Source organism: Stenotrophomonas sp. RS-48 (genome assembly GCF_030053245.1).
GTDB lineage: Bacteria > Pseudomonadota > Gammaproteobacteria > Xanthomonadales > Xanthomonadaceae > Stenotrophomonas > Stenotrophomonas maltophilia_P.
Genome location: NZ_JASGBV010000032.1, coordinates 17792 through 38472 on the forward strand (window position 1 = coordinate 17792; position 20681 = coordinate 38472).

Sequence of the window (20681 nt, forward strand, 5' to 3'; positions counted from 1 at the left end):
CCGATCGAACCAGGGAAGCCGGCCAGCGGCCGGCACTACCGATGAAGCCCATGCCGCACGCCCACGACCACTGCAACCACCTGCCCGGCGAAGCCTGCTCCGCTGACCACGACAGCCCACCGCGACTGGTGCCACCGCCGCTGTCGTTGTACGTGCACCTGCCGTGGTGCGTGCGCAAATGCCCGTACTGCGATTTCAACTCGCACCAGGCCAAGGGCGAGCTGCCGTTCGAGGCCTACATCGATGCACTGCTGCGCGACCTGGACCAGGACCTGCCGCTGGTCTGGGGCCGGGTGGTGCACAGCGTGTTCTTCGGTGGTGGCACGCCCAGCCTGTTCCCGCCGGAGGCGATCGATCGCTTCCTGCAGCAGGCCAGCGCCCGCCTGCGCTTCGCGCCGAACGCCGAGATCACGCTGGAAACCAATCCCGGCACCGCCGAGCATGGCCGCTTCGACCGCTACCGCGCGGCTGGCGTGAACCGCCTGAGCTTCGGCATCCAGAGCTTCGACGACGACGCGCTGAAGCGGCTGGGCCGCATCCACGACAGTGGCGAAGCCGAGCGTGCGGTGAAGATGGCCCAGGATGCGGGGTACGACAACTTCAACATCGACCTGATGTACGCACTGCCCGAGCAGACGCTGGCCGGTGCCGAATCGGACCTCGAGCGCGCCTTTGCACTGCAGCCGGCGCACATCTCGCACTACCAGCTGACCCTGGAACCGAACACGGTGTTCTTCGCGCGCCCGCCGCAGGGCATTCCCGATGAAGACAACGCCTGGGACATGCAGGAACACTGCCAGGCGCTGCTGGCGCAGGCCGGCTTCGGCCAGTACGAGGTCAGCGCCTACGCGCGCCCCGGCCGGCAGAGCGCGCACAATCTGAACTACTGGCGCTTCGGCGATTACCTGGGCATCGGCGCCGGTGCACACGGCAAGATCAGTTCCGGCGCCGAAGAGCACGTGCTGCGGCGCTGGAAGCTCAAGCATCCGCAGGCCTACCTGGACAGCGCTGGCACCCCGGCGTCGTTCGGTGGCGATGACGTGATCACGCCCGCGCGGCTTCCGTTCGAGTACATGCTCAACCTGCTGCGCCTGCACGAGGGCTTCAGCCTGCGTGATTTTGAATCGCGCACCGGCCTGCCGCGCAGCGTGCTCGACGCACCGCTGGCCGAGGCCGTGCAGCGCGGCTGGCTGGAGACGGCCGATGGCCAGGTCCGCCCGACCGAACTGGGCCGCCGTTTCACCAATGATGTGGTGAGCCTGTTCCTGGACGAATGAGCGCCCCGTCGCATCCGCCGGGCATGGCCCGGCGCCACCCAGCGGCCAGCATGCGGTAGCGGCGGGCCATGCCCGGCGTGCAGCGTGTGCATTCACACTAAAGTAGCGCCGGCCTCGGCCGACACGGTAAATTCACAGGATCGCTCCGCGGGAATCCGGGTACCGCACGCCGATGTCAGCTGTCTTCTCCCTCTCCGCCACCGACGCTGCCCGCCTAGCCAGCACCGACCTGCCACCGCGGGTACGTGAACTGCTGGGGGCGTTGACCGGCCTGTGCCGGCAGGCACTGACCGCGCCGCTGATCCTGACCGTCGAAGCGCTGGAACAACTTCTGTTGCACGATGCCGACCGCGCGCGCAGTCCGCAGCAGCAGGCTGAACTGATGGCGCAGCGTAGCCAACTGCATGCCTTCGCCGGCCACTTCAGCGAGCGCATGCTCGATGCGGTGGCCGAGGCACTGGCGCGGCTGCGCGAACCGACCGCCTTCACGGCAGCAGCACCACCGCCCGCACTGCCGGGCACGATCGGCCTGTCGCTGGTCGACGAGCACGAGGTCGACCGCGAACTGCTGCTCACCGAAATGGTCCGGCGCGAGACGCAGCGCTCAGCCAACGCCCTGAACCTGCTCGGCCAGCGCCTGGGCGTGCTGGCTGCGGCGCCTGCGTTCGAAGCCGATACCCTTCCGCTGGCACCACAGGCGCTGTGCGCGATGGTGCGCAGGGTCGCCGAACAGGATGGCCTCGGGGCAGAGGTGCAACTGGCGCTGTATCGCAGTTTCGAGCGCCAGGTGCTGGAACGTCTGGGCGACCTGCTTGATCGGGCCAATGCCCTGCTCGCCCAGCAGGGCGTGCTGCCGGGCCTGGTCTACACCCCGTATCTGGCCCGCTCGTCGAGTACGCGACGGATCATCACCCAGTCCGTCGCCGGCGGCCGTGCCACGCAGCCAGCCAGGCGCGCGGCGGCCCCCATGACCGGCTGGGGCGAGAACCTGCCTGCCGGCTCCTGGTCGACCCTGATGCAGGATGCCTTCCAGTCCGGTTCCGCATCCGCTGCAGCGACCCCCGGGCTGACCACCGCCACCGGCACCCTGCTGCACGACCTGCTGCAGCGCGCGCGTACCACCCCGGCGGCAGACGCGCCTGCGGTACCGACTGCTGCCGTCGATGCGGTATTGGCAAGGCTGCAAAACCAGGCCAGCGCCGCTACCGGTGTGGTCGACCTGCAGGCCGCCGTGGTCGCGCAGCTGCGCAGCGAGCATGGCCCGCATGCGCAGATCGGCAGCCATGATCGCGACAACCTGGACCTGCTGCGCCTGTTGATGCAGCAGATCCAGCAGCAGCAGCGCCCGGACCCGGTGCCCGCCGCCCTGCTGGCGCGCCTGCAGGTACCGTTGGCACGTGCAGCGATGGCCGATCCGGGCTTCTTCGTACGCGACGAGCATCCTGCGCGCGAGCTGCTCAACCATATCGCCGAAGCCGGTGCCCGCTGGCTGGGGGACGACGACGTCGATCCGCAGTTTCTGCAGCGCATGGCACAGAGCGTGCAGAGCCTGCTCGGCGAGGATGCACGCACGCCGGAAGCCTTCGCTGCTGCCAACGAAGAGGTGCAGCAGCACCAGCGCGCGGCCGCCCATCGCGCCGAACTGGCCGAACGCCGCCACGTCGAAGCCGCGCGCGGCAGGGAGCGCCTGGAACTCGCGCGGCGCCAGGCCAGCGCCCAGATCGAGCAGTGCTGCAGCACGCAGCAGCCGCCGCGCTTCGTCCAGACCCTGCTGCGCCAGGCCTGGTCCGACGCGCTGACCCTGACCCGGCTGCGCCATGGCGAGGACTCGCCCCAGTGGCAGGAGCGGCTGCAGCAGACCGAGCGCATCGCGGCCGTTACTGCAACCGCCGCCAACGGCGTCGATGGCACCGATGGCGCCTTGGCCGCCGATGTGGAGGCCGCGCTGCTGCAGGTGGGCTATCACGCCGAGGAAGCCTCAGCGGTGGCCCGTCGCCTGGCCACGCCCGGGGGCGAGGACGACAGCACGTCGCGTACCGAACTCAGCGCGCGGCTGAAGGCCCGCGCCCGGCTGGGCGAGCACACCGACAGCCGCAGTGCGTCCGCCCCTGCCGCGCCACGCAGCAGTGCGGAGGAGGCCGCCTACGAGCAGCTGTGCTCCCTGCCCTTCGGCAGCTGGTTCGACATCGACAACGGCGACGGCACGCTTCGCCGCCAGCGCCTGTCCTGGTACAGCCTGCTGACCGGCCATGTGCTGTTCGTCAATCCGCGCGGGCAGAAGATTGCCGAAACCGACCTCGACAGCCTGGCGCGGCAGATCAGCGCTGGGCGTGCGCATCTGGTCACCGAAGACAAGGGCCGGCTGGTCGACCGCGCCTGGAAGGCCAGCCTGGGCGCCCTGCGTGCGCTTGCCGGCCGCAACCCGCAGGACACCCCCGCATGAGCATGACGCCGCCGCAGGACACCCGCCGCGCCCCCCGACGCCAGGTGTCGGACCTGGTGCCGGTGACCGACCAGATGCGCGACTGCGTGGTCGGTCGCCTTGGCAATGTGTCCGAAACCGGCATGCTGATGCTGGCCAGCACTGCGCTGCGCGACGACGCGCTGTATCAGTTCCGCTTCCCGCTGCCGCTGGGCGATGGCCAGCAGGCAGCCATCGACGTGGGCGTGCACCTGTTGTGGAGCGAGCCGGCGCACGCCCCGGGACAGAGCTGGGTGGGCTTCCGGTTCCTCACCCTGTCACGCGAACACCGCCAGCTGCTGCGGCAGTGGGTAGGCGAAGACAGCGACGAAGGACCGCTTTCGACGGACTGACTGCCGGTTCCGGCACAGCGGTTTCTGCCGGTATGCGGCAGAATCTAGGGCCGTTTCCGTGTCGAGCCACCGCAATGATCCAGCAAGACCCCGGCGCCCTGTATCCCGATCACCTGGCCGTGCTGTGCCGACGCGCCGAGCAGGCGCTGGCGCGCGGCGGCTTTGATCACCTCGTGGTGCCCAGCGGCACCCTGCACTACCAGGTGTTTGATGATCGCGACTATCCCTATGCGGTGAATCCGCAGTTCAAGGCATGGTTGCCGCTGACGCGCGTGCCCAACAGCTGGATCGTGTTTACGCCCGGCAAGCGGCCGGTGGTGATCTTCCATCAGCCGTTCGATTACTGGCACGTAGTGCCGGACGCGCCGAGCGGCTGGTGGGTGGAGCACTTCGACATCCACATCATCCGCACGCCGGATGAAGCGCTGGCGTTGCTGCCGGCCGATCCGTCGCGCTGCGCGATCCTGGGTGAGCCGCAGAGCGCACTGGGCAGCCACGTGCCGAACAATCCTCCGGCGGTGGTGAATTACCTGGAATGGCACCGTGGCAGCAAGACGCCCTACGAAATCGCCCTGATGCGCCAGGCACAGGTGCTGGGCGTGCGCGGCCATCGCGCCGCCGAAGCCGCGTTCCGCAACGGTGCCGACGAGTTCAGCATCCACATGGCGTACTGCCAAGCGGTGGGCCAGGACGCCAATGAACTGCCCTACGGCAACATCGTGGCGTTGAACGAGCACGCCGCCGTTCTGCACTACACCGAACTGGGCCGCAAGGCACCGCAGCCGCTGCGCAGCTTCCTCATCGATGCCGGCGCCAGCGCGCACGGCTACGCCAGCGACATCACCCGTACCTACGCGGCGCACGGCCACGACGAATTCGCTGCGATGATCGCTGCCGTCGATGCCGCCCAGCAGCAGATGTGCGCGGCGGTGCGCCCGGGCGTTGATTACAGGACGCTGCACGTGGACGCGCATCTGTCGCTGATGGGCGTTCTGAAGGACTTCGGCGTCATCAGGGTATCGCCGCAGACCGCGCTGGAAACCGGCGTCAGCGCCGCATTCTTCCCGCACGGCATCGGCCATCTGATCGGCCTGCAGGTGCATGACGTGGCCGGATTCGCCGCCAGCGACGAAGGCGGCCGGATCGAACGTCCGGCGGGTCATCCCTATCTGCGTCTGACCCGCGTGCTGGAACCGGGGATGGTGGTGACCATCGAGCCGGGCCTGTACTTCATCGACATGCTGTTGAACGAGGTCAAGGACGCCGGCCATGGCGATGCGATCAACTGGGAGCGCGTGGACTTCTTCCGTCCGTATGGCGGCATCCGCATCGAGGACGAAGTGCTGTGCACCGATGGCGAAGCGGACAACCTGACGCGACCGGAGTTTGCGGCAGCCAACGGCTGAGCCCCTCGTGGTTGGCCTCACAGGTAGAGTCGACTGTTAGTCGACTGGCATCATGCGTGATGCGCGCTTGGCGGGGCGGGTAGGCCATGCAGGGGACGCTGCAAGTACGTCCCTGCATGCCCCCCCGCCCCACCTCTGACAGTCTTCTGCGCGCATCCAACCACGGAAAAGAAGAAAGAAAAGCAAAAGCGGGTCGCTCGCTGCGCTCGCTCTGTGTCGACCAAGGTCGACACCCACCAACAGCCACCGGCCAGCTGTCGAAGGCGGGGCACTGTGGGTTTGCGGGGTGTGAGCCGCATGGATGCGGCGACCAAGCCTCCAGGGATGGATTCACGGCGTCCCCGCAAACCCACAGTGCCCCGCCATCCCACGGATAGCCCGCTGTTGCTGTTGCTCCAGCTGTTGCGTCTGCGGGTGCAGGGCTGCAAGCCCTGCCGATAACCCTTACCCCGCCATCACCGCTTCGATCTCGTCCGCACTCCGCGCCAGCCCTTCGGTCAGCACGCGATGGCCATCGTCGGTGATCAGCACATCGTCCTCGGTGCGGATGCCGATGCCACGCCAGCGCGGCTCCACCGTCGTATCGTCCACGCCGATGTACAGGCCCGGCTCGATGGTGAACGCCATGCCCGGCTCCAGCAGCCGCGAGTCACCGGCCAGGCGGTAGTCGCCCACGTCGTGCACATCCAGCCCGATCCAGTGGCCGGTCTTGTGCCGGTAGAAACGCTGGTACAGGCCTTCGGAAAGATTCTTCTCCAGCGTGCCCTTCAGCAGGCCGAGCCGCAGCAGGCCCTCGGTCAGCGTCTGCACCGCCGCCAGGTGGCCGGCTTCGTAGGGTACGCCGGGCCGGGCCTGGGCCAGCGCCGCCGCCTGGGCCTGGCCGACCAGATCATGCAGCGCGCGCTGCTCGGCGCTGAAGCGCCCGTTCACCGGGAAGGTACGGGTGATGTCGCTGGCGTAGCCACGGTACTCAGCACCCGCATCGATCAGCACCAGCTCGCCGTCGCGCGCACGCCCGTTGTTGTCGCGATAGTGCAGGATGCACCCGTTGCGGCCGGCGCCGACGATGCTGCAGTACGCCGGCACCGCATCGCTGGCACGGAACACGCGCTCCAGTTCGGCCTGCAGTTCGTACTCATGGATGCCCGCCTTCGCCGCCTTCATCGCTGCCAGGTGCGCACGCACGCTGATCTGGGCGGCGTGCTGCATCAGCGCCACCTCCGCGCCGGACTTGAACAGGCGCTGCTCATGCAGCAGGTGGCCCAGCTCCAAGAACTCGTGCGGCGGCTGCGCACCGTGGCGCACCTGGGAGCGGACACGGTTGACCCAGCCGATCAGCTTCAGGTCGAAGTCCGCATCACGGCCGAAGTGGTAGTAGACGCGCGAGCGTCCCTCCAGCAGGCCCGGAAGGATGTCGTCCAGATCATCGATCGGATAGGCATCGTCCATGCCGAACTGCGCCACGGCGCCTTCCTGGCCGGCGCGGCTGCCGTCCCAGGCCTCGCGCTCGGCATCGCGTTCGCGGCAGAACAGGATCGCCTCGCCGTGACGACGCCCGGGAATCAGCACCAGCACGGCTTCCGGCTCCGGGAAGCCGCTCAGGTACTGGAAGTCCGAATCCTGCCGGTACGGGTAATGGGTATCCAGGCTGCGCACCTTCTCGGACGCGGCGGGCAGCACCAGGATGGCGTCTTCGCCGGCCATGTCCATCAGCTGCCGGCGACGACGCTTGTACTCGCCGGCCGCGATGCCGGTGCGCTGCTTGATGTCCATCAGTTCAGGCGCTGCCGGTGGCGCGCGGCCAGCACCACATCGCCGTGCAGCAGCAGCACCGCCACGCGGATGAATTCCTCGATCTCCGACAGCGCCTCATCGTCGTCCTCGCCACCTGCCTCGAAATCCTCGCTGGAAGCACGCGCCAGGCTGGCCATGTCGGTCAGCGCCTCTTCGCCCTCTTCGGACAGGGCCGGACGACGGCCGCCACTGCCCAGTCCGAATCCACCCAGGAAGGCGCGGGTCCAGCTGAACATGGCGTCGGCCTGCGCAGCCACGTCCTCGCTGTCGCTCAGCAGCAGCTCGAACGCGAAATCGCGGTCCTCCAGCTGCTTGATGGTGGCCTGCAACAACTGCCCGAGGGCGCTGTCGGCCGCCACCGGCGGCAGGCTGTCGTCGGCCAGCACACGCGCCGGCCAGTCGTTGCCGGGAGCTCCACCGGCGGCCAGCCAGCCGCACAGGCCGCCATGCAGCTCGGCAGCGGTGGCGCCCAGGCCCAGGTCCTGGCTGGCGCGGGAAACGTCGTCGACGGAGGGAAGTTCGGTCATCGTGCGGCTCGTTCGGAGAAGGAAACCCCGAGCGCGCACGCGCGCGCCCGTGAGCCCTGTAGTGTAGCAACCCGATAGCGACCTCACCGTGGCCATCGGGGCCTGCTGCGACAGCGCTTGACCGCCCAGACCCGGCTTGCCTATCGTGCCTGCATGGAACCCGCCGATCCCCTTGCCCAGCTGCAGGACTTCGCCGCCCGCGTGGAAGCGTTGCTTGAACGCAACCAGCGCCTGGCCGAAGAGAACCGCAGCCTGCGCCACCAGCAGGAACAGCTGGTGGCCGAGCGCTCGACGCTGCTGGCCAAGAACGAACAGGCGCGCTCGCGGGTGGAAGCGATGATCAGCCGGCTCAAATCCCTGGAGCAGCACACATGAGCGCCGAACCGGTCAGCGTCCGCATCCTCGACCGCGAGTACACCGTCGGCGTGGGCGCCGATGAACGCGACAGCCTGATGGCGGCCGCGCGCCTGCTCGACGCACGGATGCGCGAGATCCGTGGCAGCAACCGCATGGCGGCGGTCGACCGCATCGCGGTCCTGGCGGCACTGAATCTGGCCCATGAACTGCAGCTGCTGCGTGACGAGAACGCCCGCCAGGCCGTGGCCCTGCAGCAGACGCTGGCCGACCTGAACCGGCGGCTGGACCGCGCCATCGACGGCAATCCCTGACAGATCGCGCGACACGCGTCTTCTCATTTCTGAATTGGCACGGACTGTTGCCGACGAACGGCCTATCCAGATCAGGACCGGCCGCTATAATGGCCCTGCGTTCTCTGCGGTACTCGACGGCATGTGCAAACATTCGCCTTGTCCCTTAAGAACGACACCGGGAGCGCGACAGCGCCGGGAGTGCAGGTCCGCCTTGTAGCGGGAAGCCCGATGGTTCTCCAGCGTTCCCACTTGAGCCCCCGGGTTCAAGGTCGTTTCGCATGCATCGACATTGCGGAGAATGCAATATTCCAGCAAGGGCGGCGTCTTCGGGCGTCGCCCTTGTTCTTTCCGGCACAATGACGGCTGTTCCTTGCCGCACTCTGCCATGACCGACCCGCGCCAGGCCCTGCGCCACGACCTGCGGCAACGCCGCCGTGACCTTTCCGCCAGCGAGCGCATCGCCGCCGCCGATGCCCTTGCCGATGGGCTGCTGGCGTTGCCGTTTGCGCCGCTTCACGGCCACGTTGCCGGCTATTGGGCGCTGGACGGTGAGATCGCGCTGCATCGCTGGCAGCTGCAGCTGCCCGATGGACTCACCTACTGCCTGCCGGTGCTGGCCGGCGACACGCTGCGCTTCGCGCCCTGGCGGCCCGGTCAGCCCCTGACCGGCAATCGCTACGGCATTCCGGAACCGGACGTGGCCGTGGAAGACACGCTGGAACCGGCGCAGATGGCGCTGGTAGTGACCCCGCTGGTGGGTTTCGACACACAGTGCCGGCGGCTGGGCATGGGGGGCGGCTGGTATGATCGCAGCTTCGCCTTCCGCCACGACCGGCCGGCGCCGCCCTGGCTGGTCGGTGCTGCCTTCGCGGTGCAGCAGGTCGAGTCCTTGCCGGTGGCGTCGTGGGACGTGCCGGTGGATGCGATCTGCACCGAAGCCGGCACCCTGTTCCCCTCCGCTGCCCCCGTGAACGCATGACCGCCCGCAAGCGCTACTGGCTGATGAAGTCCGAACCGGACGCCTTCTCCATCGATGACCTGGCCAAGGTCAAGGTCGAGCCCTGGAACGGGGTGCGCAACTACCAGGCGCGCAACTTCATGCGCGATGGCATGCAGGTCGGCGACGGCATCCTGTTCTACCACTCCAATACCAAGGTCCCCGGCATCGTCGGCCTGGCCACGGTCGCCAGCCCGGCCTACCCGGACGATACCCAGTTCGACCCGAAATCCGACTACCACGACCCGAAAAGCACGCGCGAGAACCCGCGCTGGATGCTGGTGGACGTGGCCTTCGACCGCAAGCTCAGCCAGGTGATCGCGCTGGACGAGATCAAGCTGCACGCCGAAGCGCTCGGCGAGGGCTTCCCGCTGGTTGCCAAGGGCAACCGGCTGTCGGTGTTCCCGGTGACCGCCGCGCAGTGGAAGCTGCTGCTGTCGCTGGAAAAGAAATCCTGATTCCCTGCTGAGAGTTCCTCCCATGTCCGAAGCCAAGCGCCTGGCCGCCGAGAAAGCCATCGAGTACGTCGAAGACGGCATGATCGTCGGTGTCGGCACCGGTTCCACCGTCGCCTATTTCATCGATGCGCTGGCGCGCATCCAGCATCGCATCAAGGGTGCGGTGTCCAGCTCGGAACAGAGCACCGCGCGCCTGAAGCAGCACGGGATCGAGGTGATCGAGCTGAACCACACCGGCAACCTGTCGCTGTACGTCGACGGCGCCGACGAGTGCGATCCCGGCAAGTGCCTGATCAAGGGCGGTGGCGCTGCACTGACCCGCGAGAAGATCATTGCCGAGGCCAGCGAGCGCTTCGTCTGCATCGTCGACCCGAGCAAGCAGGTCCCGGTGCTGGGCAGGTTCCCGCTGCCGGTGGAAGTGATTCCGATGGCACGCAGCCTGGTGGCCCGGCAGATCCGCGACATGACCGGGGGCCAGCCGACCTGGCGCGAGGGCGTGGTCACCGACAACGGCAACCAGATCCTGGACATCCACAACCTGCAGATCACCGATCCGGAAAAGCTCGAGCGCGAACTCAACCAGCTGCCGGGCGTGGTCTGCGTCGGCCTGTTTGCCCGTCGCCGTGCCGACGTGGTGATCATCGGCGGCGAACCGCCGGTCGTGCTCTGACCCTCACGCGAAGGATCCTGACGATGTCGCTGCTGCGTTCGCTGCTGATGCTTCCCTTGCTGGCCCTGGCCGGCTGTGCCACCGATGCGGCCCGTCACTGGGTCGAACTGGACGGCGCCCGCTACCACGTGGAGCTGGCAACCAATGATGAGACCCGCGCACGCGGGCTGATGTTCCGCGACCAGATGCCCGTTGACCACGGCATGCTGTTCATCCATGACCGCGAGGAAATGCAGGCGTACTGGATGAAGAACACCAAGATCGCGCTGGACATCCTGTACTTCGACAGCCAGCGCCGGCTGGTGAGCCAGCAGCGCGACGTGCCGCCCTGCTCGGCCGGCGACATGTGCCCGCCCTATCCCAGCGGCGGCCCGGCCCGGTACGTGCTGGAACTCAACGCCGGCCAGGCCGAGAAGCTCAAGCTGAAGGACGGTACCGAACTGACCTTCGGCCCGGGCATCGAGAAGTAGGCCCACGCGGCCCGGCGGCCGGCCGGCACCCCGGTCGGGGTCGGATCCCTTTCGCACGCGGACGGGATCTGACCCCTGGATTTTTCACGCCACACCGCTTGAATCCGTCTGCGATTGCCGCCAGTCTGTGACCATGCCGGACCGGATCACACTCCCCGACTGGGATGCACTGGCCGACCTCGAAGACGAGGCGCTGCCGTTGTTGCCGACCGCGCTGCTGATCGCGCGCGATGAATATCCGGATCTGCAGCCGTCCACTTACGACGCGCTGATCCAGAGCCATGTCGACCACCTTCGCGCCGAAGTGGACAGCATCGAGCGCAGTCCGCTGAAAATGGCCGCGATCAATCGCCACCTGTTCGACGAACTGGGCTACAGCGGCGACCACGACGAGTATTACGATCCGCGCAACAGTTATCTCAACCAGGTATTCGAGCGCAGGCTCGGCAATCCGATCTCGCTGGCGCTGGTACAGATGGAGGTCGCGCGGCGGCTGGGCATTCCGCTGGACGGCGTGTCCTTCCCCGGCCACTTCCTGGTGCGCCTGCCGGTGGATGACGGTGTCCTGGTGATGGACCCGTTCAACGGCGGTCGGCCGCTGGATGTAGACGAACTGCGGGAGCGCGCAAAGTCACATCTGGGCGGGCAGATGCCCGACGACCAGGTGCTGGCGCAGATTCTCGATCCGGCACCGTCCCGCGCGATCCTGATGCGGATGCTGCGCAACCTGCACGGCGTGTATGCCGAGGCCGGTGAATGGGACCGTGCCGCGCGCAGTGCCGACCGCCTGCTGAAGCTGGCGCCGGAGCAGGACGACGCCCTGCGCGACCGGGGCCTGGCCTACCTGCAGCTGGAGTACCTGACGGGAGCCCGGCACGATCTGGGGCAGTACCTCAAGCGCAATCCCGAGGCCAGCGACGCGCAGTGGCTGCGCGAGAAGCTGATCGATCTGGGCGGGCCGATGCCACGGCTGCATTGAGGCGGTCGGTGCGCGGACCTGCGGCCCGCCCCACGTCCGTCAATCGACCTCGACCATCTCGAAATCGGCCTTGGTAACGCCGCAGTCCGGGCAGGTCCAGGTGTCCGGAATGTCTTCCCAGCGCGTGCCCGGCGCAATGCCCTCTTCCGGCAGGCCGTCGGCCTCGTGGTAAAGGAAGCCGCAGACCACGCACATCCAGGTACGCAGGGTGGTGGGGGTGGCGTCGCTCATCGGATAATCGGGGTTGAATTCACGGGCCGCCATTGTCCCATCGCGGTCCACTCACCGGTAGCCATCGATGACCTCTGCTTCCCCGGCGCCCCGTGGCGTCTACCTCATCACCCCGGATGAGCCCGACACCGCACGCCTGCTGGCCCGCACCGCGCCCTTGCTGGCCGCCGGCGCCACCTGGCTGCAGTACCGCAACAAGACCGCCAGCGACGCGCTGCGGCTGGAACAGGCCACCGCACTGCAGGCGCTGTGCGCAGAGCACGGCGTGCCGCTGATCGTCAATGATGACCCGGTACTGGCCCGGGCCGTGGGCGCAGCCGGCGTGCATCTGGGCGGTACCGACGGCGACATCGCCAGCGCGCGCGCCCTGCTCGGTGCCGACGCCATCATCGGCGCCTCCTGCTACGACCAGCTGGCCAACGCCGAGGCCGCCGCAGCCGCTGGCGCCAGCTATGTGGCCTTCGGCGCCTTCTTTCCGACCACCACCAAGATCACCACCAGCCGTGCCCACATCGATCTGCTGCGGCAGAGCGCCGCACTGGGCGTACCGCGGGTGGCGATCGGCGGCCTGACGCCGGACAATGTCGGTCCCCTCATCGAGGCCGGCGCCGACCTGGTGGCCGTGGTCAGCGGCATCTACGCCGCAGCGGACCCGGTCGCCACCCAGCGCGCCTACCTCGCCCAGTTCCGGTAACACCCAGGAAACCCGATGAACCACGACCAGTCCCACGCCCTGTTCTCCCGTGCCCAGCACTTGCTGCCGGGCGGCGTCAATTCGCCGGTCCGCGCGTTCAAGTCGGTCGGCGGCGAGCCCTTCTTCGTCGAGCGCGCCGATGGCGCCTACCTGTACGACGTGGACGGCAACCGCTACATCGACTATGTCGGTTCCTGGGGTCCGATGATCGTCGGCCACAATCATCCGGCCGTACGCCAGGCGGTGAAGAAGGCCGTCGAACAGGGCCTCTCGTTCGGCGCGCCGTGCGCCGCCGAAGTGACGATGGCCGAGACCATCACCCGCCTGGTGCCGTCCTGCGAGATGGTGCGGATGGTCAACTCCGGCACCGAAGCGACCCTGTCGGCGATCCGCCTGGCGCGCGGTGCCACCGGTCGCAACCGCATCGTCAAGTTCGAAGGGTGTTACCACGGCCATGGCGACTCGTTCCTGGTGAAGGCCGGCAGCGGCATGCTGACCCTCGGTGTGCCCACCTCACCGGGCGTTCCGGCAGGCCTGAGCGAACTCACCCTGACCCTGCCCTACAACGACTTCGAGGCCGCCACCGCACTGTTCGAGGCACAGGGCAGCGAGATCGCCGGCCTGATCATCGAACCGGTAGTGGGCAACGCCAACTGCATCCCGCCACGCGACGGCTACCTGCAGCACCTGCGCGAGCTGTGCACGCAACACGGCGCACTGCTGATCTTCGATGAAGTGATGACCGGCTTCCGCGTGGCGCTCGGCGGCGCGCAGGCGCATTACGGGATCACGCCGGACCTGACCACCTTCGGCAAGATCATCGGCGGCGGCATGCCGGTGGGCGCCTATGGCGGTCGCCGCGACCTGATGCAGCAGATCGCCCCCGCCGGCCCGATCTACCAGGCCGGCACGCTCAGCGGCAATCCAGTGGCGATGGCGGCCGGCCTGGCAATGCTGGAACTGGTCCAGCAGCCCGGCTTCCACGCCGACCTGGCCGAGCGCACCGCACGCCTGTGCGAGGGCCTGGAAGCTGCGGCCGCAGACGCCGGAGTGGCCGTGACCACGACCCGGGTCGGGGCGATGTTCGGGCTGTTCTTCACCAGCGAGAAGGTGGAGACCTATGCGCAGGCCACCGCCTGTGACATTCCGGCGTTCAACCGCTTCTTCCACGCCATGCTGGACCAGGGCGTGTTCCTGGCGCCGTCGGCGTACGAGGCCGGCTTCCTGTCCAGTGCGCACGACGATGCGGTGATCGAAGCGACGCTGGCCGCTGCACGCGTGGCGTTCAAGGCCGCCAAGGGCTGAGCCCTGCCCATGGCGGGTGCCAACCTTGGTTGGCACTGCCTTGCACCGTATCCACGCCTGGCGTGGATCTACTGCAACGTGTAGAGCCGAGCCATGCCCGGCTCATCGTACGCAGCGCGGAAAAGAGCAGTCGAGCATGGTGCGACGCTGCAAACGGCATCAACCAAAGACGAACGTGCCCTTCATCATCGCGAAGTGGCCGGGGAACGAGCAGAAGAAGGTGTAGTCACCGCCCTTCTGCAGGCCCTGGGTAGAGAAGCGCACGCGCGTGGTCTCGCCGCCGCCGATCACCTTGGTGTGCGCCAACACGCGCTTGTCGGCCTTCGGCAGGTAGCTGTCGGCCAGGGTCATGCGCATGCCCGCCATCGCCACCGGCTGGTAATCGGCACTGCGGGTCAGCACCCAGTTGTGGCCCATGGCAGTGGCGGCCAACTTGCCGGTGTGGCGCAGGGTCAGATCCACGGCGGTGCAGTCGGCGGCGACCTTGATCTCGCGGCTGCTGAAGCTCATCTGGTCGGTGCTGTCGATGCTCACCGCACACACACGCGCCATCGCCGACGGCGCCAGCATCAGCGCGCCCAGTCCCACTGCCACCATCCAAGCCTTCATCGTTGCCTCTCCTGCGGATTCAAGCGCCATTCTAGGCAGCCCCCTGTGGCCGCGTCTGCGACCGTCTGTCGCATGCCCGCTCCAGGGTTTCCCGCACACTTGCCGCAATGGCATGCTCGGCCGATGCGGATCGACCTGTTGCTGCTGGATGTAGACGGCGTGCTGGTGCATTACCAGCGCGCGCAACGCGTGCTGCATCTGGCGAAGGCGCTGGGGGTTCCGACGCAGGCCGTGCAGACCGCGTTGTACGACAGCGGGCTGGAAGCCGCGCATGACAATGGCTCGCTGGGCGGCCCTGCCTATCTGGCGCGATTGGGAGAGCTTCTGCACAGGACCATCGACGTGGACACCTGGACCGCAGCGCGGCAAGCCGCGAGCCATCCGCAGCGCGCAGTCCTGCAACGGCTGCAGGCCCTGCAGCTGCCGATGGCGGTGCTGACCAACAATGGCGCGCTGATGAAGCAGGCGTTGCCTTCCCTGCTGCCGGAGCTGTTCCCTGCCCTGCTGGGTCGCGTGTTCTGCAGCGCCGATTTCGGCCTGCGCAAACCGGCGCCGGAGGTGTTCCTGCGCACGCTGGAGATGCTTGATGCAGCGCCTGCGCACACGCTGTTCGTCGATGACCTGTTCGCCAACGTGCGCGGCGCACGCGCCGCTGGGCTGCACGCGGAAACGGTGCACGATGGCCGTGGGCTGGGCAAGGTGTTGAAGCGCTACCGGATCACGTGACCGCTGTAGAGCCGAGCCCATGCTCGGCTGCTGTTGCCTGACGTGGAGATGAGCCGAGCATGGGCTCGGCTCTACAGCGATTCCGCGGCAACGGGGTCAGCGCCAAGGCTTCAGCGTGCGGCGACGAACGCCGCAACAGCGGCACGCAGGCGCTTCAGGCCTTCGGCCACTTCTTCGTCGGTGATGTTCAACGACGGCACGAAGCGCAGCACGTCCGGACCAGCCTGCAAGGTCAGCAGGCCGTGTTCGGCCGCGTGATCGAGGATGGCACCGGCCTGCCCGGCGAAGTCCTTGGCCAGGACCGCGCCCAGCATCAGGCCGCGACCGCGTACGCCACTGAACACGCCGAATTCCTCGCTGATGCGGGCGAAACCATCGCGCAGCGCCTTCGACTGGCGGCTGACATTGGCGGCGATCTCAGGCGAGGACAGTTTGCGCAGCGCTACGCGGGCGACGGCAGCAGCCAGCGGATTGCCACCGAAGGTGGTGCCGTGCGCACCGAACTGCATGGTCTCGGCGACCTTCGGGCCGGCCAGCATCGCGCCGATCGGGAAGCCGCCTCCCAGCGCCTTGGCCAGGGTGACCATGTCCGGCACCACGTCATCCTGCCAGTGCGCGAACAGCGTGCCGGTACGGCCCATGCCCGCCTGGATCTCATCCAGCACCAGCAGCGCGCCGTGCTGGTCGCACAGCTCGCGCACGCGCTTGAGGAAACCGGACTTGGCCGGCATCACGCCACCTTCGCCCTGCACCGGCTCCAGCATCACCGCCGCCACGTCGCCCGCGGCCATCGCCGTTTCCAGCTGCACCTCATCGTTGAAATCGATGTAGCGGAAGCCACCGGGCAGCGGCTCATAGCCTTCCTGGTACTTCGGCTGGGCGGTGGCGGTCACCGCGCCCAGGGTGCGGCCGTGGAAGCTGCCGCGGAACGTGATGATCACCCGCTTGTCAGCCGGCCGCCCCTGGCTGGAGGCCCACTTGCGCACCATCTTGATCGCCACTTCATTGGCTTCGGCGCCGGAATTGCACAGGAACACGCGCTCGGCGAAGCGGCTGGCCTTCACCAGCTCTTCCGCCAGGTACAGCGGCGGTGCGCTGTAGAACACATTGCTGGTGTGCCAGAGCTTGCCGGCCTGCTCGACCAGTGCCGCCACCAGATCCGGGTCGTTGTGGCCCAGGCCGCACACGGCGATACCGGCCGCCAGATCGATGAACTCACGGCCCTGGCTGTCCCACACGCGGGCGCCCTGGCCACGCTCCAGCACCACCTGGCGAGGCTTGTAGACCGGCAGGTAGTAGTGCGAAAGGGAGATCAGCGGGTCGGTCGCGGCGGTCATGGCAGTCGGCAGGATTCAGGAATGCCCATTCTCGCGCCGGAACCCCTGCGGCACAATGCGCCCATGCGACCGTTCTCCGCCCCCCAGCTGAACCCCGCCACCGAAACCGGCTGGCGCCGCCAGTGGTTCGACATCATCTACCGGCACGATACCCGGCCCTCGCGCAATTTCGACCTGCTGCTGGTGGTGACCATCATCGCCAGCATCCTGGTGGTGATGATCGACAGCGTGCAGCACCTGCACGCCGAGTGGTCCACCAGCCTGTACGTGCTCGAGTGGGGCTTCACCCTCATCTTCACCGCCGAGTACCTGCTGCGGCTGGCGGTGGTCAAGCGCCCGCTGCGCTATGCCGTGAGCGTGTGGGGCATCATCGACCTGCTCTCGATCCTGCCCGCGTACCTGTCGATGTTCATCCCCGGCGCGCAGAGCCTGCTGGTGGTGCGCGCACTGCGCATCCTGCGCGTGTTCCGCATCCTCAAGCTGACCCGCTACATCGAGGAAAGCGGCGTGCTGATGCAGTCGCTGTGGCGCAGCCGGCGGAAGATCCTGGTGTTCCTGTTCACGGTGATCACCATCACCATCATCGCCGGCGCGCTGATGTACGTGATCGAAGGACCGGAGAACGGCTTCAGCAACATTCCTGCCAGCATGTACTGGGCGGTGGTGACCATGGCCACGGTCGGCTTCGGCGACATCGTGCCGCAGACCGTGCTCGGCCGCTTCGTCACGTCCGTGCTGATCCTGATCGGCTACAGCATCATTGCCGTGCCCACCGGCATCTACACCGCTGAACTGGCCAGCACCATGCGCGAGGCCGAGCTGGCGGCACGCCGCGATGCCCGAGGTTGCCCGCACTGCGGGCTGGAAGGCCACGAACCGGATGCACGCCACTGCCGGGCCTGCGGCAACGCGCTGCCGGAAGCCTTCAACCGCTGACCCGTACCTGCGCGGGGCGGTGAGCGGCCTGCCGCCGCTCCCGCCTCAGCGCATCTGATTGCTGGCACTGACCAGTGCGTCGGCACACTGGACTGTCACCCGGATCTACTGCCGGTTGCTCTGGAACACCAGCGCGTTGTAGATATGCAGCAGTCGCCCGGCCGAACCCCGCGGGGCCATCGACGGCGAATCCAGCATGCGCCGCTCGAAGTCGTTGTACGGGGTCTTGCTGCTGACCCGCTGCAGGCGCTCCTTGCCCTCGCGACGGAAGTTCTCGGCTTCGCGCTCGAAGCTGTTCCAGTCCAGCTTGCCCGGCTCCTGATCGGCCACCTTGGCATGTGCTTCGTCGGAAATGCGATTGAAGGCCTGCAGCCGTTCATCGGCCTGCGCCGGATCGAAATCGTCGTCGCCCATCAGGTCCATGATCGCTTTCGCTTCCAGCATCATCGCCAGCCGGTAGTACTCGCGGGTGCGGCCCTCGGCCTGTTCCAGCGCCTTGAGGTGCTCGCGCTGGGCAGCATCGTTCTGGCGTTCCAGTTCAACGTTGAACGTTTCGCTGGCGCCGGCGAAGGCCTTGAACGCAGCCATAAGCGGCGCGTGCAGCTGCTTGCCCTTGGCGAACTGGTCGTCCTCGTAATCCTGGCGCTCGTAGTAGTCGTGTGCCTCATGGCTGACCGGCACCAGTGCCTTCAGCGCCTGCAGGTAGCGGCCAGCCGCCGCATCGAGTTCCGGCAGCGCGGGCTGGGCCGCGATCGCCTCGGTGATCGGTGCGTCGCACTGCTTCATGTCGTAGTCGTCGATCTCGCTCGGTCCGTACACACGGGTCTCGCGTCCGCTCGGACCGGCCTCCAGATCCTTGATCCAGCCCGTGTAGGCGCGGGCGCTGCCATGCACCTCGGAATCGACCGCGTTGAAGCAGCCGATATAGGCGTTGAGCTTGGCGGTCAGCTGCTGCTGGGCATCCTGCGCCGGCGCGGCATCGGCCTTGTCGGACGTGCCGGACGAGGAGGGCGGCTTGCCACCACAGGCGACCAGGGCAAGCGACAACGACGCAGCGAGCAGCGCTGCAGTGGTACGACGGAGCATCTACGCACATCCTTGTTGAAAACGATTACAGCCGCGAATTCTATCGCAGTTGGCCGATCATGACACTCGCATCGGATCAGTCGAGGAACAGATCCGGCACCAGCGGCCGCGACGGATCCACCGCGTAGCCGGAAAGGTCGGTGATGCCGGCCTGTGCCAGCACCTCGTCATCGATCAGGAACTGGCCGTGGAAACCCGCGGCTTCGCGTACCAGCACTGCATGCGCGGCATCGGCCATAATCTGCGGCGTGCGGCATCCCGCCGCGTCAACGCCGGGGATCATGTTGATGGCGTCGGTGGCGATCACCGTGCGCGGCCACAGCGCATTGACCGCCACGCCCTGCGGCCCGAACTCGGCGGCAAGACCGAGGGTGACGAAGCTCATGCCCATCTTCGCCAGCGTGTAGCCGGTATGCGCACCCCACCACTTCGGTTCCAGGCTCGGCGGCGGCGCCAGGGTGAGGATGTGTGGATTCGGGGCCTGCCGCAGGTACGGCAGGCAGGCCTGTGCGCACAGGAAACTGCCACGCGCATTGACCTGCTGCATCAGGTCGAAGCGCTTCATCGGTGTCTCCAGCGTGCCGCGCAGCCAGATCGCGCTGGCATTGTTGACCAGGATGTCGATGCCACCGAAGGTATCGACCGTAGCGGCGACGGCCGCCTGCACCTGCTCTTCCTCGCGGATGTCGCATTTCAACGCCAGGCCCTGGCCGCCGGCCGCATTCACCGCATCGGCAGCGCTGTGGATGGTGCCCGGCAACTTCGGGTTAGGCACCGACGACTTGGCCGCGATGGCCACGTTGGCACCATCGCGCGCGGCACGCAGCGCGATCGCCAGGCCGATGCCACGCGAGGCACCGGTGATGAAAAGGGTCTTGCCCTGCAGACTGCCCACGTTCCAGACTCCAGCGTATGCAATGAGCGGCTAGTATGCCGCGGCGACGCGGAGTTCACCCCGTCTTGACGATACTCGGGCCTCCAGTCAACGCACGAGGTCCACGCCATGCGCCGTTCCCGTCTGCTGCTGCCTGCCCTCGCACTCGCCCTGATGACCGCCTGCCAGGGCAGCTCGCCCGAGCCCGGCAAGGAACCTGTCGCCACGGACACCCCCAGCGCGGAGAAGGCAGCGACCGATGGCCGGATGCGCTGGAGCGAGGCGGTGGTGTGGGACGGCGATCTCAACGCCTGCCGTCAGGGAGGCGATGCGGCGACGCGCGACTGCCTGCGCGATGCGATGCGCAGCGGCGGCGCCAGCTCGGATGCAATCACGGCCGCCGAGCAGCTTTCCACCGGCGGCGAACTGGCCTATGTCAGCGCGTGGCATGAGCATGACGGACTGGGCGTGGCCACGGTTGAATATCCCTTCCGCGCCAACACCAACCAAGGCACGCGCCTGGTGGATGCAGGCGGCAAGCGCATCGATGTCGATGCGGTGCAGCTGGACGATGCGCTGCGCGCCGACCCGACTGTGCAGGCAGTGCTGAAGGCCAACCCGCAGGCGACGCCGTTCGCACCGGCGCAGGCCGCAGGCACCGCACCACTGGAAGGCGGCGGCATCCGCCTGCTGTACCGCACGCCGCTGCGCGACTGCCATGCCTGCCCGGATGTGGGGCAGCTGCAGATCGGCTATGACTTCGATGCCAAGCGGAACTTCATTGGCCAGCAGCTGGTGCCGGCAACGCCCTAGCGCTCCGGTGGCGCCGGGTGCCGCCGGG

The 20681-nt window shown here is 67.6% G+C and carries 23 protein-coding genes and 1 other RNA gene; 17 read left to right on the plus strand and 7 right to left on the minus strand.

Translation table 11 applies throughout. The annotated features are described in order from the left end of the window. The first annotated feature begins 50 nt into the window (after positions 1–50). The 4 genes from hemW (at position 51) to pepQ (ending at position 5497) form a co-directional block, all read left to right on the plus strand. On the plus strand, positions 51–1277 hold the full coding sequence (hemW, locus tag QMZ25_RS07260; protein WP_262100484.1) for a radical SAM family heme chaperone HemW: 1227 nt from the start codon (positions 51–53) through the stop codon (positions 1275–1277). A gap of 172 nt (positions 1278–1449) precedes the next feature. Then, positions 1450–3720, plus strand: a complete 2271-nt coding sequence (locus tag QMZ25_RS07265; RefSeq protein ID WP_197600572.1) for a DUF1631 family protein — start codon at positions 1450–1452, stop codon at positions 3718–3720. Continuing rightward, positions 3717–4091 (plus strand): PilZ domain-containing protein, encoded by a 375-nt coding sequence (locus tag QMZ25_RS07270; protein ID WP_065175725.1) that lies wholly within the window; start codon positions 3717–3719, stop codon positions 4089–4091. The genes QMZ25_RS07265 and QMZ25_RS07270 overlap by 4 nt, the downstream gene beginning before the upstream one ends. Before the next feature lie 74 nt (positions 4092–4165). Beyond that, the gene (pepQ, locus tag QMZ25_RS07275; protein WP_065181689.1) at positions 4166–5497 is read left to right on the plus strand and encodes a Xaa-Pro dipeptidase; all 1332 of its coding nucleotides are present in this window, start codon (positions 4166–4168) and stop codon (positions 5495–5497) included. Positions 5498–5941: 444 nt separating this feature from the next. Here the strand turns inward: pepQ and QMZ25_RS07280 are convergent, their stop codons facing one another. Both QMZ25_RS07280 and QMZ25_RS07285 read right to left on the minus strand, forming a co-directional pair. Continuing rightward, positions 5942–7264, minus strand: a complete 1323-nt coding sequence (locus QMZ25_RS07280; protein ID WP_111186809.1) for an aminopeptidase P N-terminal domain-containing protein — start codon at positions 7262–7264, stop codon at positions 5942–5944. Positions 7265–7269: 5 nt separating this feature from the next. Next, the gene (locus tag QMZ25_RS07285) at positions 7270–7818 is read right to left on the minus strand and encodes a UPF0149 family protein (RefSeq protein WP_053519828.1); all 549 of its coding nucleotides are present in this window, start codon (positions 7816–7818) and stop codon (positions 7270–7272) included. Between the two features lie 153 nt (positions 7819–7971). On the opposite strand from QMZ25_RS07285, the gene QMZ25_RS07290 reads away from it, so the two are divergent. The 8 genes from QMZ25_RS07290 to QMZ25_RS07325 all read left to right on the plus strand — a co-directional run bounded on the left by QMZ25_RS07290 (position 7972) and on the right by QMZ25_RS07325 (position 12042). Then, the gene (locus QMZ25_RS07290; protein ID WP_005410898.1) at positions 7972–8193 is read left to right on the plus strand and encodes a TIGR02449 family protein; all 222 of its coding nucleotides are present in this window, start codon (positions 7972–7974) and stop codon (positions 8191–8193) included. Beyond that, complete coding sequence (locus QMZ25_RS07295) at positions 8190–8486, plus strand: cell division protein ZapA (RefSeq protein ID WP_053519829.1); 297 nt, start codon at positions 8190–8192, stop codon at positions 8484–8486. The genes QMZ25_RS07290 and QMZ25_RS07295 overlap by 4 nt, the downstream gene beginning before the upstream one ends. Before the next feature lie 98 nt (positions 8487–8584). Continuing rightward, positions 8585–8770, plus strand: a non-coding RNA gene (gene ssrS / locus QMZ25_RS07300) — 6S RNA. 83 nt (positions 8771–8853) lie between these two features. Further along, on the plus strand, positions 8854–9447 hold the full coding sequence (locus QMZ25_RS07305; RefSeq protein WP_053519830.1) for a 5-formyltetrahydrofolate cyclo-ligase: 594 nt from the start codon (positions 8854–8856) through the stop codon (positions 9445–9447). Beyond that, positions 9444–9923 (plus strand): EVE domain-containing protein, encoded by a 480-nt coding sequence (locus tag QMZ25_RS07310; protein WP_283219376.1) that lies wholly within the window; start codon positions 9444–9446, stop codon positions 9921–9923. Before QMZ25_RS07305 ends, QMZ25_RS07310 begins: the two co-directional genes overlap by 4 nt. A gap of 22 nt (positions 9924–9945) precedes the next feature. Next, a complete protein-coding gene (rpiA, locus tag QMZ25_RS07315) occupies positions 9946–10593 on the plus strand; it encodes a ribose-5-phosphate isomerase RpiA (RefSeq protein ID WP_065175077.1) in 648 nt (215 codons plus the stop codon). Positions 10594–10616: 23 nt separating this feature from the next. Beyond that, positions 10617–11063, plus strand: coding sequence for a DUF192 domain-containing protein (locus QMZ25_RS07320; protein WP_053519833.1), 447 nt, complete (start codon positions 10617–10619; stop codon positions 11061–11063). A 133-nt stretch (positions 11064–11196) separates the two neighbouring features. Further along, positions 11197–12042, plus strand: a complete 846-nt coding sequence (locus QMZ25_RS07325) for a SirB1 family protein (RefSeq protein ID WP_053519834.1) — start codon at positions 11197–11199, stop codon at positions 12040–12042. Positions 12043–12081: 39 nt separating this feature from the next. On the opposite strand, the gene QMZ25_RS07330 is transcribed toward QMZ25_RS07325, so the two are convergent. Further along, a complete protein-coding gene (locus tag QMZ25_RS07330; RefSeq protein WP_053519835.1) occupies positions 12082–12306 on the minus strand; it encodes a rubredoxin in 225 nt (74 codons plus the stop codon). A 34-nt stretch (positions 12307–12340) separates the two neighbouring features. On the opposite strand from QMZ25_RS07330, the gene thiE reads away from it, so the two are divergent. Together thiE and hemL are read left to right on the plus strand one after the other, a co-directional pair. Next, positions 12341–12967 carry a thiamine phosphate synthase gene (gene thiE, locus QMZ25_RS07335; protein ID WP_111186788.1) on the plus strand — a complete coding sequence of 209 codons (627 nt, stop codon included), beginning with the start codon at positions 12341–12343 and terminating at the stop codon, positions 12965–12967. Positions 12968–12982: 15 nt separating this feature from the next. After that, complete coding sequence (hemL, locus tag QMZ25_RS07340; RefSeq protein ID WP_065175080.1) at positions 12983–14272, plus strand: glutamate-1-semialdehyde 2,1-aminomutase; 1290 nt, start codon at positions 12983–12985, stop codon at positions 14270–14272. 159 nt (positions 14273–14431) lie between these two features. On the opposite strand, the gene azu is transcribed toward hemL, so the two are convergent. Then, a complete protein-coding gene (gene azu, locus QMZ25_RS07345) occupies positions 14432–14881 on the minus strand; it encodes an azurin (RefSeq protein WP_050509801.1) in 450 nt (149 codons plus the stop codon). Between the two features lie 123 nt (positions 14882–15004). On the opposite strand from azu, the gene QMZ25_RS07350 reads away from it, so the two are divergent. Continuing rightward, positions 15005–15607, plus strand: coding sequence for an HAD-IA family hydrolase (locus QMZ25_RS07350; RefSeq protein ID WP_197572400.1), 603 nt, complete (start codon positions 15005–15007; stop codon positions 15605–15607). Between the two features lie 110 nt (positions 15608–15717). On the opposite strand, the gene QMZ25_RS07355 is transcribed toward QMZ25_RS07350, so the two are convergent. Next, a complete protein-coding gene (locus tag QMZ25_RS07355) occupies positions 15718–16944 on the minus strand; it encodes an acetylornithine transaminase (protein WP_164150873.1) in 1227 nt (408 codons plus the stop codon). 63 nt (positions 16945–17007) lie between these two features. Between QMZ25_RS07355 and QMZ25_RS07360 the strand changes: the two genes are divergently transcribed. After that, positions 17008–17880, plus strand: a complete 873-nt coding sequence (locus QMZ25_RS07360; RefSeq protein WP_053519846.1) for an ion transporter — start codon at positions 17008–17010, stop codon at positions 17878–17880. A 105-nt stretch (positions 17881–17985) separates the two neighbouring features. On the opposite strand, the gene QMZ25_RS07365 is transcribed toward QMZ25_RS07360, so the two are convergent. Continuing rightward, a complete protein-coding gene (locus QMZ25_RS07365; RefSeq protein WP_283219377.1) occupies positions 17986–18966 on the minus strand; it encodes a YiiG family protein in 981 nt (326 codons plus the stop codon). 76 nt (positions 18967–19042) lie between these two features. Then, a complete protein-coding gene (locus QMZ25_RS07370; protein WP_065181697.1) occupies positions 19043–19861 on the minus strand; it encodes an NAD(P)-dependent oxidoreductase in 819 nt (272 codons plus the stop codon). 108 nt (positions 19862–19969) lie between these two features. Here QMZ25_RS07370 and QMZ25_RS07375 point away from each other — a divergent pair, with 108 nt between their 5' ends. Continuing rightward, entirely contained in the window at positions 19970–20653 is a 684-nt protein-coding gene (locus QMZ25_RS07375; protein WP_111186792.1) for a hypothetical protein, read from the plus strand. The last annotated feature ends 28 nt before the right edge of the window (positions 20654–20681 follow it).

What these genes read in the sequence shown, in the direction of transcription:
- hemW (WP_262100484.1), top strand. Translation starts at nt 51, where the DNA reads ATGCCGCACGCCCACGACCACTGCAACCACCTGCCCGGCGAAGCCTGC.
- QMZ25_RS07265 (WP_197600572.1), top strand. Translation starts at nt 1,450, where the DNA reads ATGTCAGCTGTCTTCTCCCTCTCCGCCACCGACGCTGCCCGCCTAGCC.
- QMZ25_RS07270 (WP_065175725.1), top strand. Translation starts at nt 3,717, where the DNA reads ATGAGCATGACGCCGCCGCAGGACACCCGCCGCGCCCCCCGACGCCAG.
- pepQ (WP_065181689.1), top strand. Translation starts at nt 4,166, where the DNA reads ATGATCCAGCAAGACCCCGGCGCCCTGTATCCCGATCACCTGGCCGTG.
- QMZ25_RS07285 (WP_053519828.1), bottom strand. Translation starts at nt 7,818, where the DNA reads ATGACCGAACTTCCCTCCGTCGACGACGTTTCCCGCGCCAGCCAGGAC.
- QMZ25_RS07290 (WP_005410898.1), top strand. Translation starts at nt 7,972, where the DNA reads ATGGAACCCGCCGATCCCCTTGCCCAGCTGCAGGACTTCGCCGCCCGC.
- QMZ25_RS07295 (WP_053519829.1), top strand. Translation starts at nt 8,190, where the DNA reads ATGAGCGCCGAACCGGTCAGCGTCCGCATCCTCGACCGCGAGTACACC.
- QMZ25_RS07305 (WP_053519830.1), top strand. Translation starts at nt 8,854, where the DNA reads ATGACCGACCCGCGCCAGGCCCTGCGCCACGACCTGCGGCAACGCCGC.
- QMZ25_RS07310 (WP_283219376.1), top strand. Translation starts at nt 9,444, where the DNA reads ATGACCGCCCGCAAGCGCTACTGGCTGATGAAGTCCGAACCGGACGCC.
- rpiA (WP_065175077.1), top strand. Translation starts at nt 9,946, where the DNA reads ATGTCCGAAGCCAAGCGCCTGGCCGCCGAGAAAGCCATCGAGTACGTC.
- QMZ25_RS07320 (WP_053519833.1), top strand. Translation starts at nt 10,617, where the DNA reads ATGTCGCTGCTGCGTTCGCTGCTGATGCTTCCCTTGCTGGCCCTGGCC.
- QMZ25_RS07325 (WP_053519834.1), top strand. Translation starts at nt 11,197, where the DNA reads ATGCCGGACCGGATCACACTCCCCGACTGGGATGCACTGGCCGACCTC.
- QMZ25_RS07330 (WP_053519835.1), bottom strand. Translation starts at nt 12,306, where the DNA reads ATGGCGGCCCGTGAATTCAACCCCGATTATCCGATGAGCGACGCCACC.
- thiE (WP_111186788.1), top strand. Translation starts at nt 12,341, where the DNA reads ATGACCTCTGCTTCCCCGGCGCCCCGTGGCGTCTACCTCATCACCCCG.
- hemL (WP_065175080.1), top strand. Translation starts at nt 12,983, where the DNA reads ATGAACCACGACCAGTCCCACGCCCTGTTCTCCCGTGCCCAGCACTTG.
- azu (WP_050509801.1), bottom strand. Translation starts at nt 14,881, where the DNA reads ATGAAGGCTTGGATGGTGGCAGTGGGACTGGGCGCGCTGATGCTGGCG.
- QMZ25_RS07350 (WP_197572400.1), top strand. Translation starts at nt 15,005, where the DNA reads ATGCGGATCGACCTGTTGCTGCTGGATGTAGACGGCGTGCTGGTGCAT.
- QMZ25_RS07355 (WP_164150873.1), bottom strand. Translation starts at nt 16,944, where the DNA reads ATGACCGCCGCGACCGACCCGCTGATCTCCCTTTCGCACTACTACCTG.
- QMZ25_RS07360 (WP_053519846.1), top strand. Translation starts at nt 17,008, where the DNA reads ATGCGACCGTTCTCCGCCCCCCAGCTGAACCCCGCCACCGAAACCGGC.
- QMZ25_RS07365 (WP_283219377.1), bottom strand. Translation starts at nt 18,966, where the DNA reads ATGCTCCGTCGTACCACTGCAGCGCTGCTCGCTGCGTCGTTGTCGCTT.
- QMZ25_RS07375 (WP_111186792.1), top strand. Translation starts at nt 19,970, where the DNA reads ATGCGCCGTTCCCGTCTGCTGCTGCCTGCCCTCGCACTCGCCCTGATG.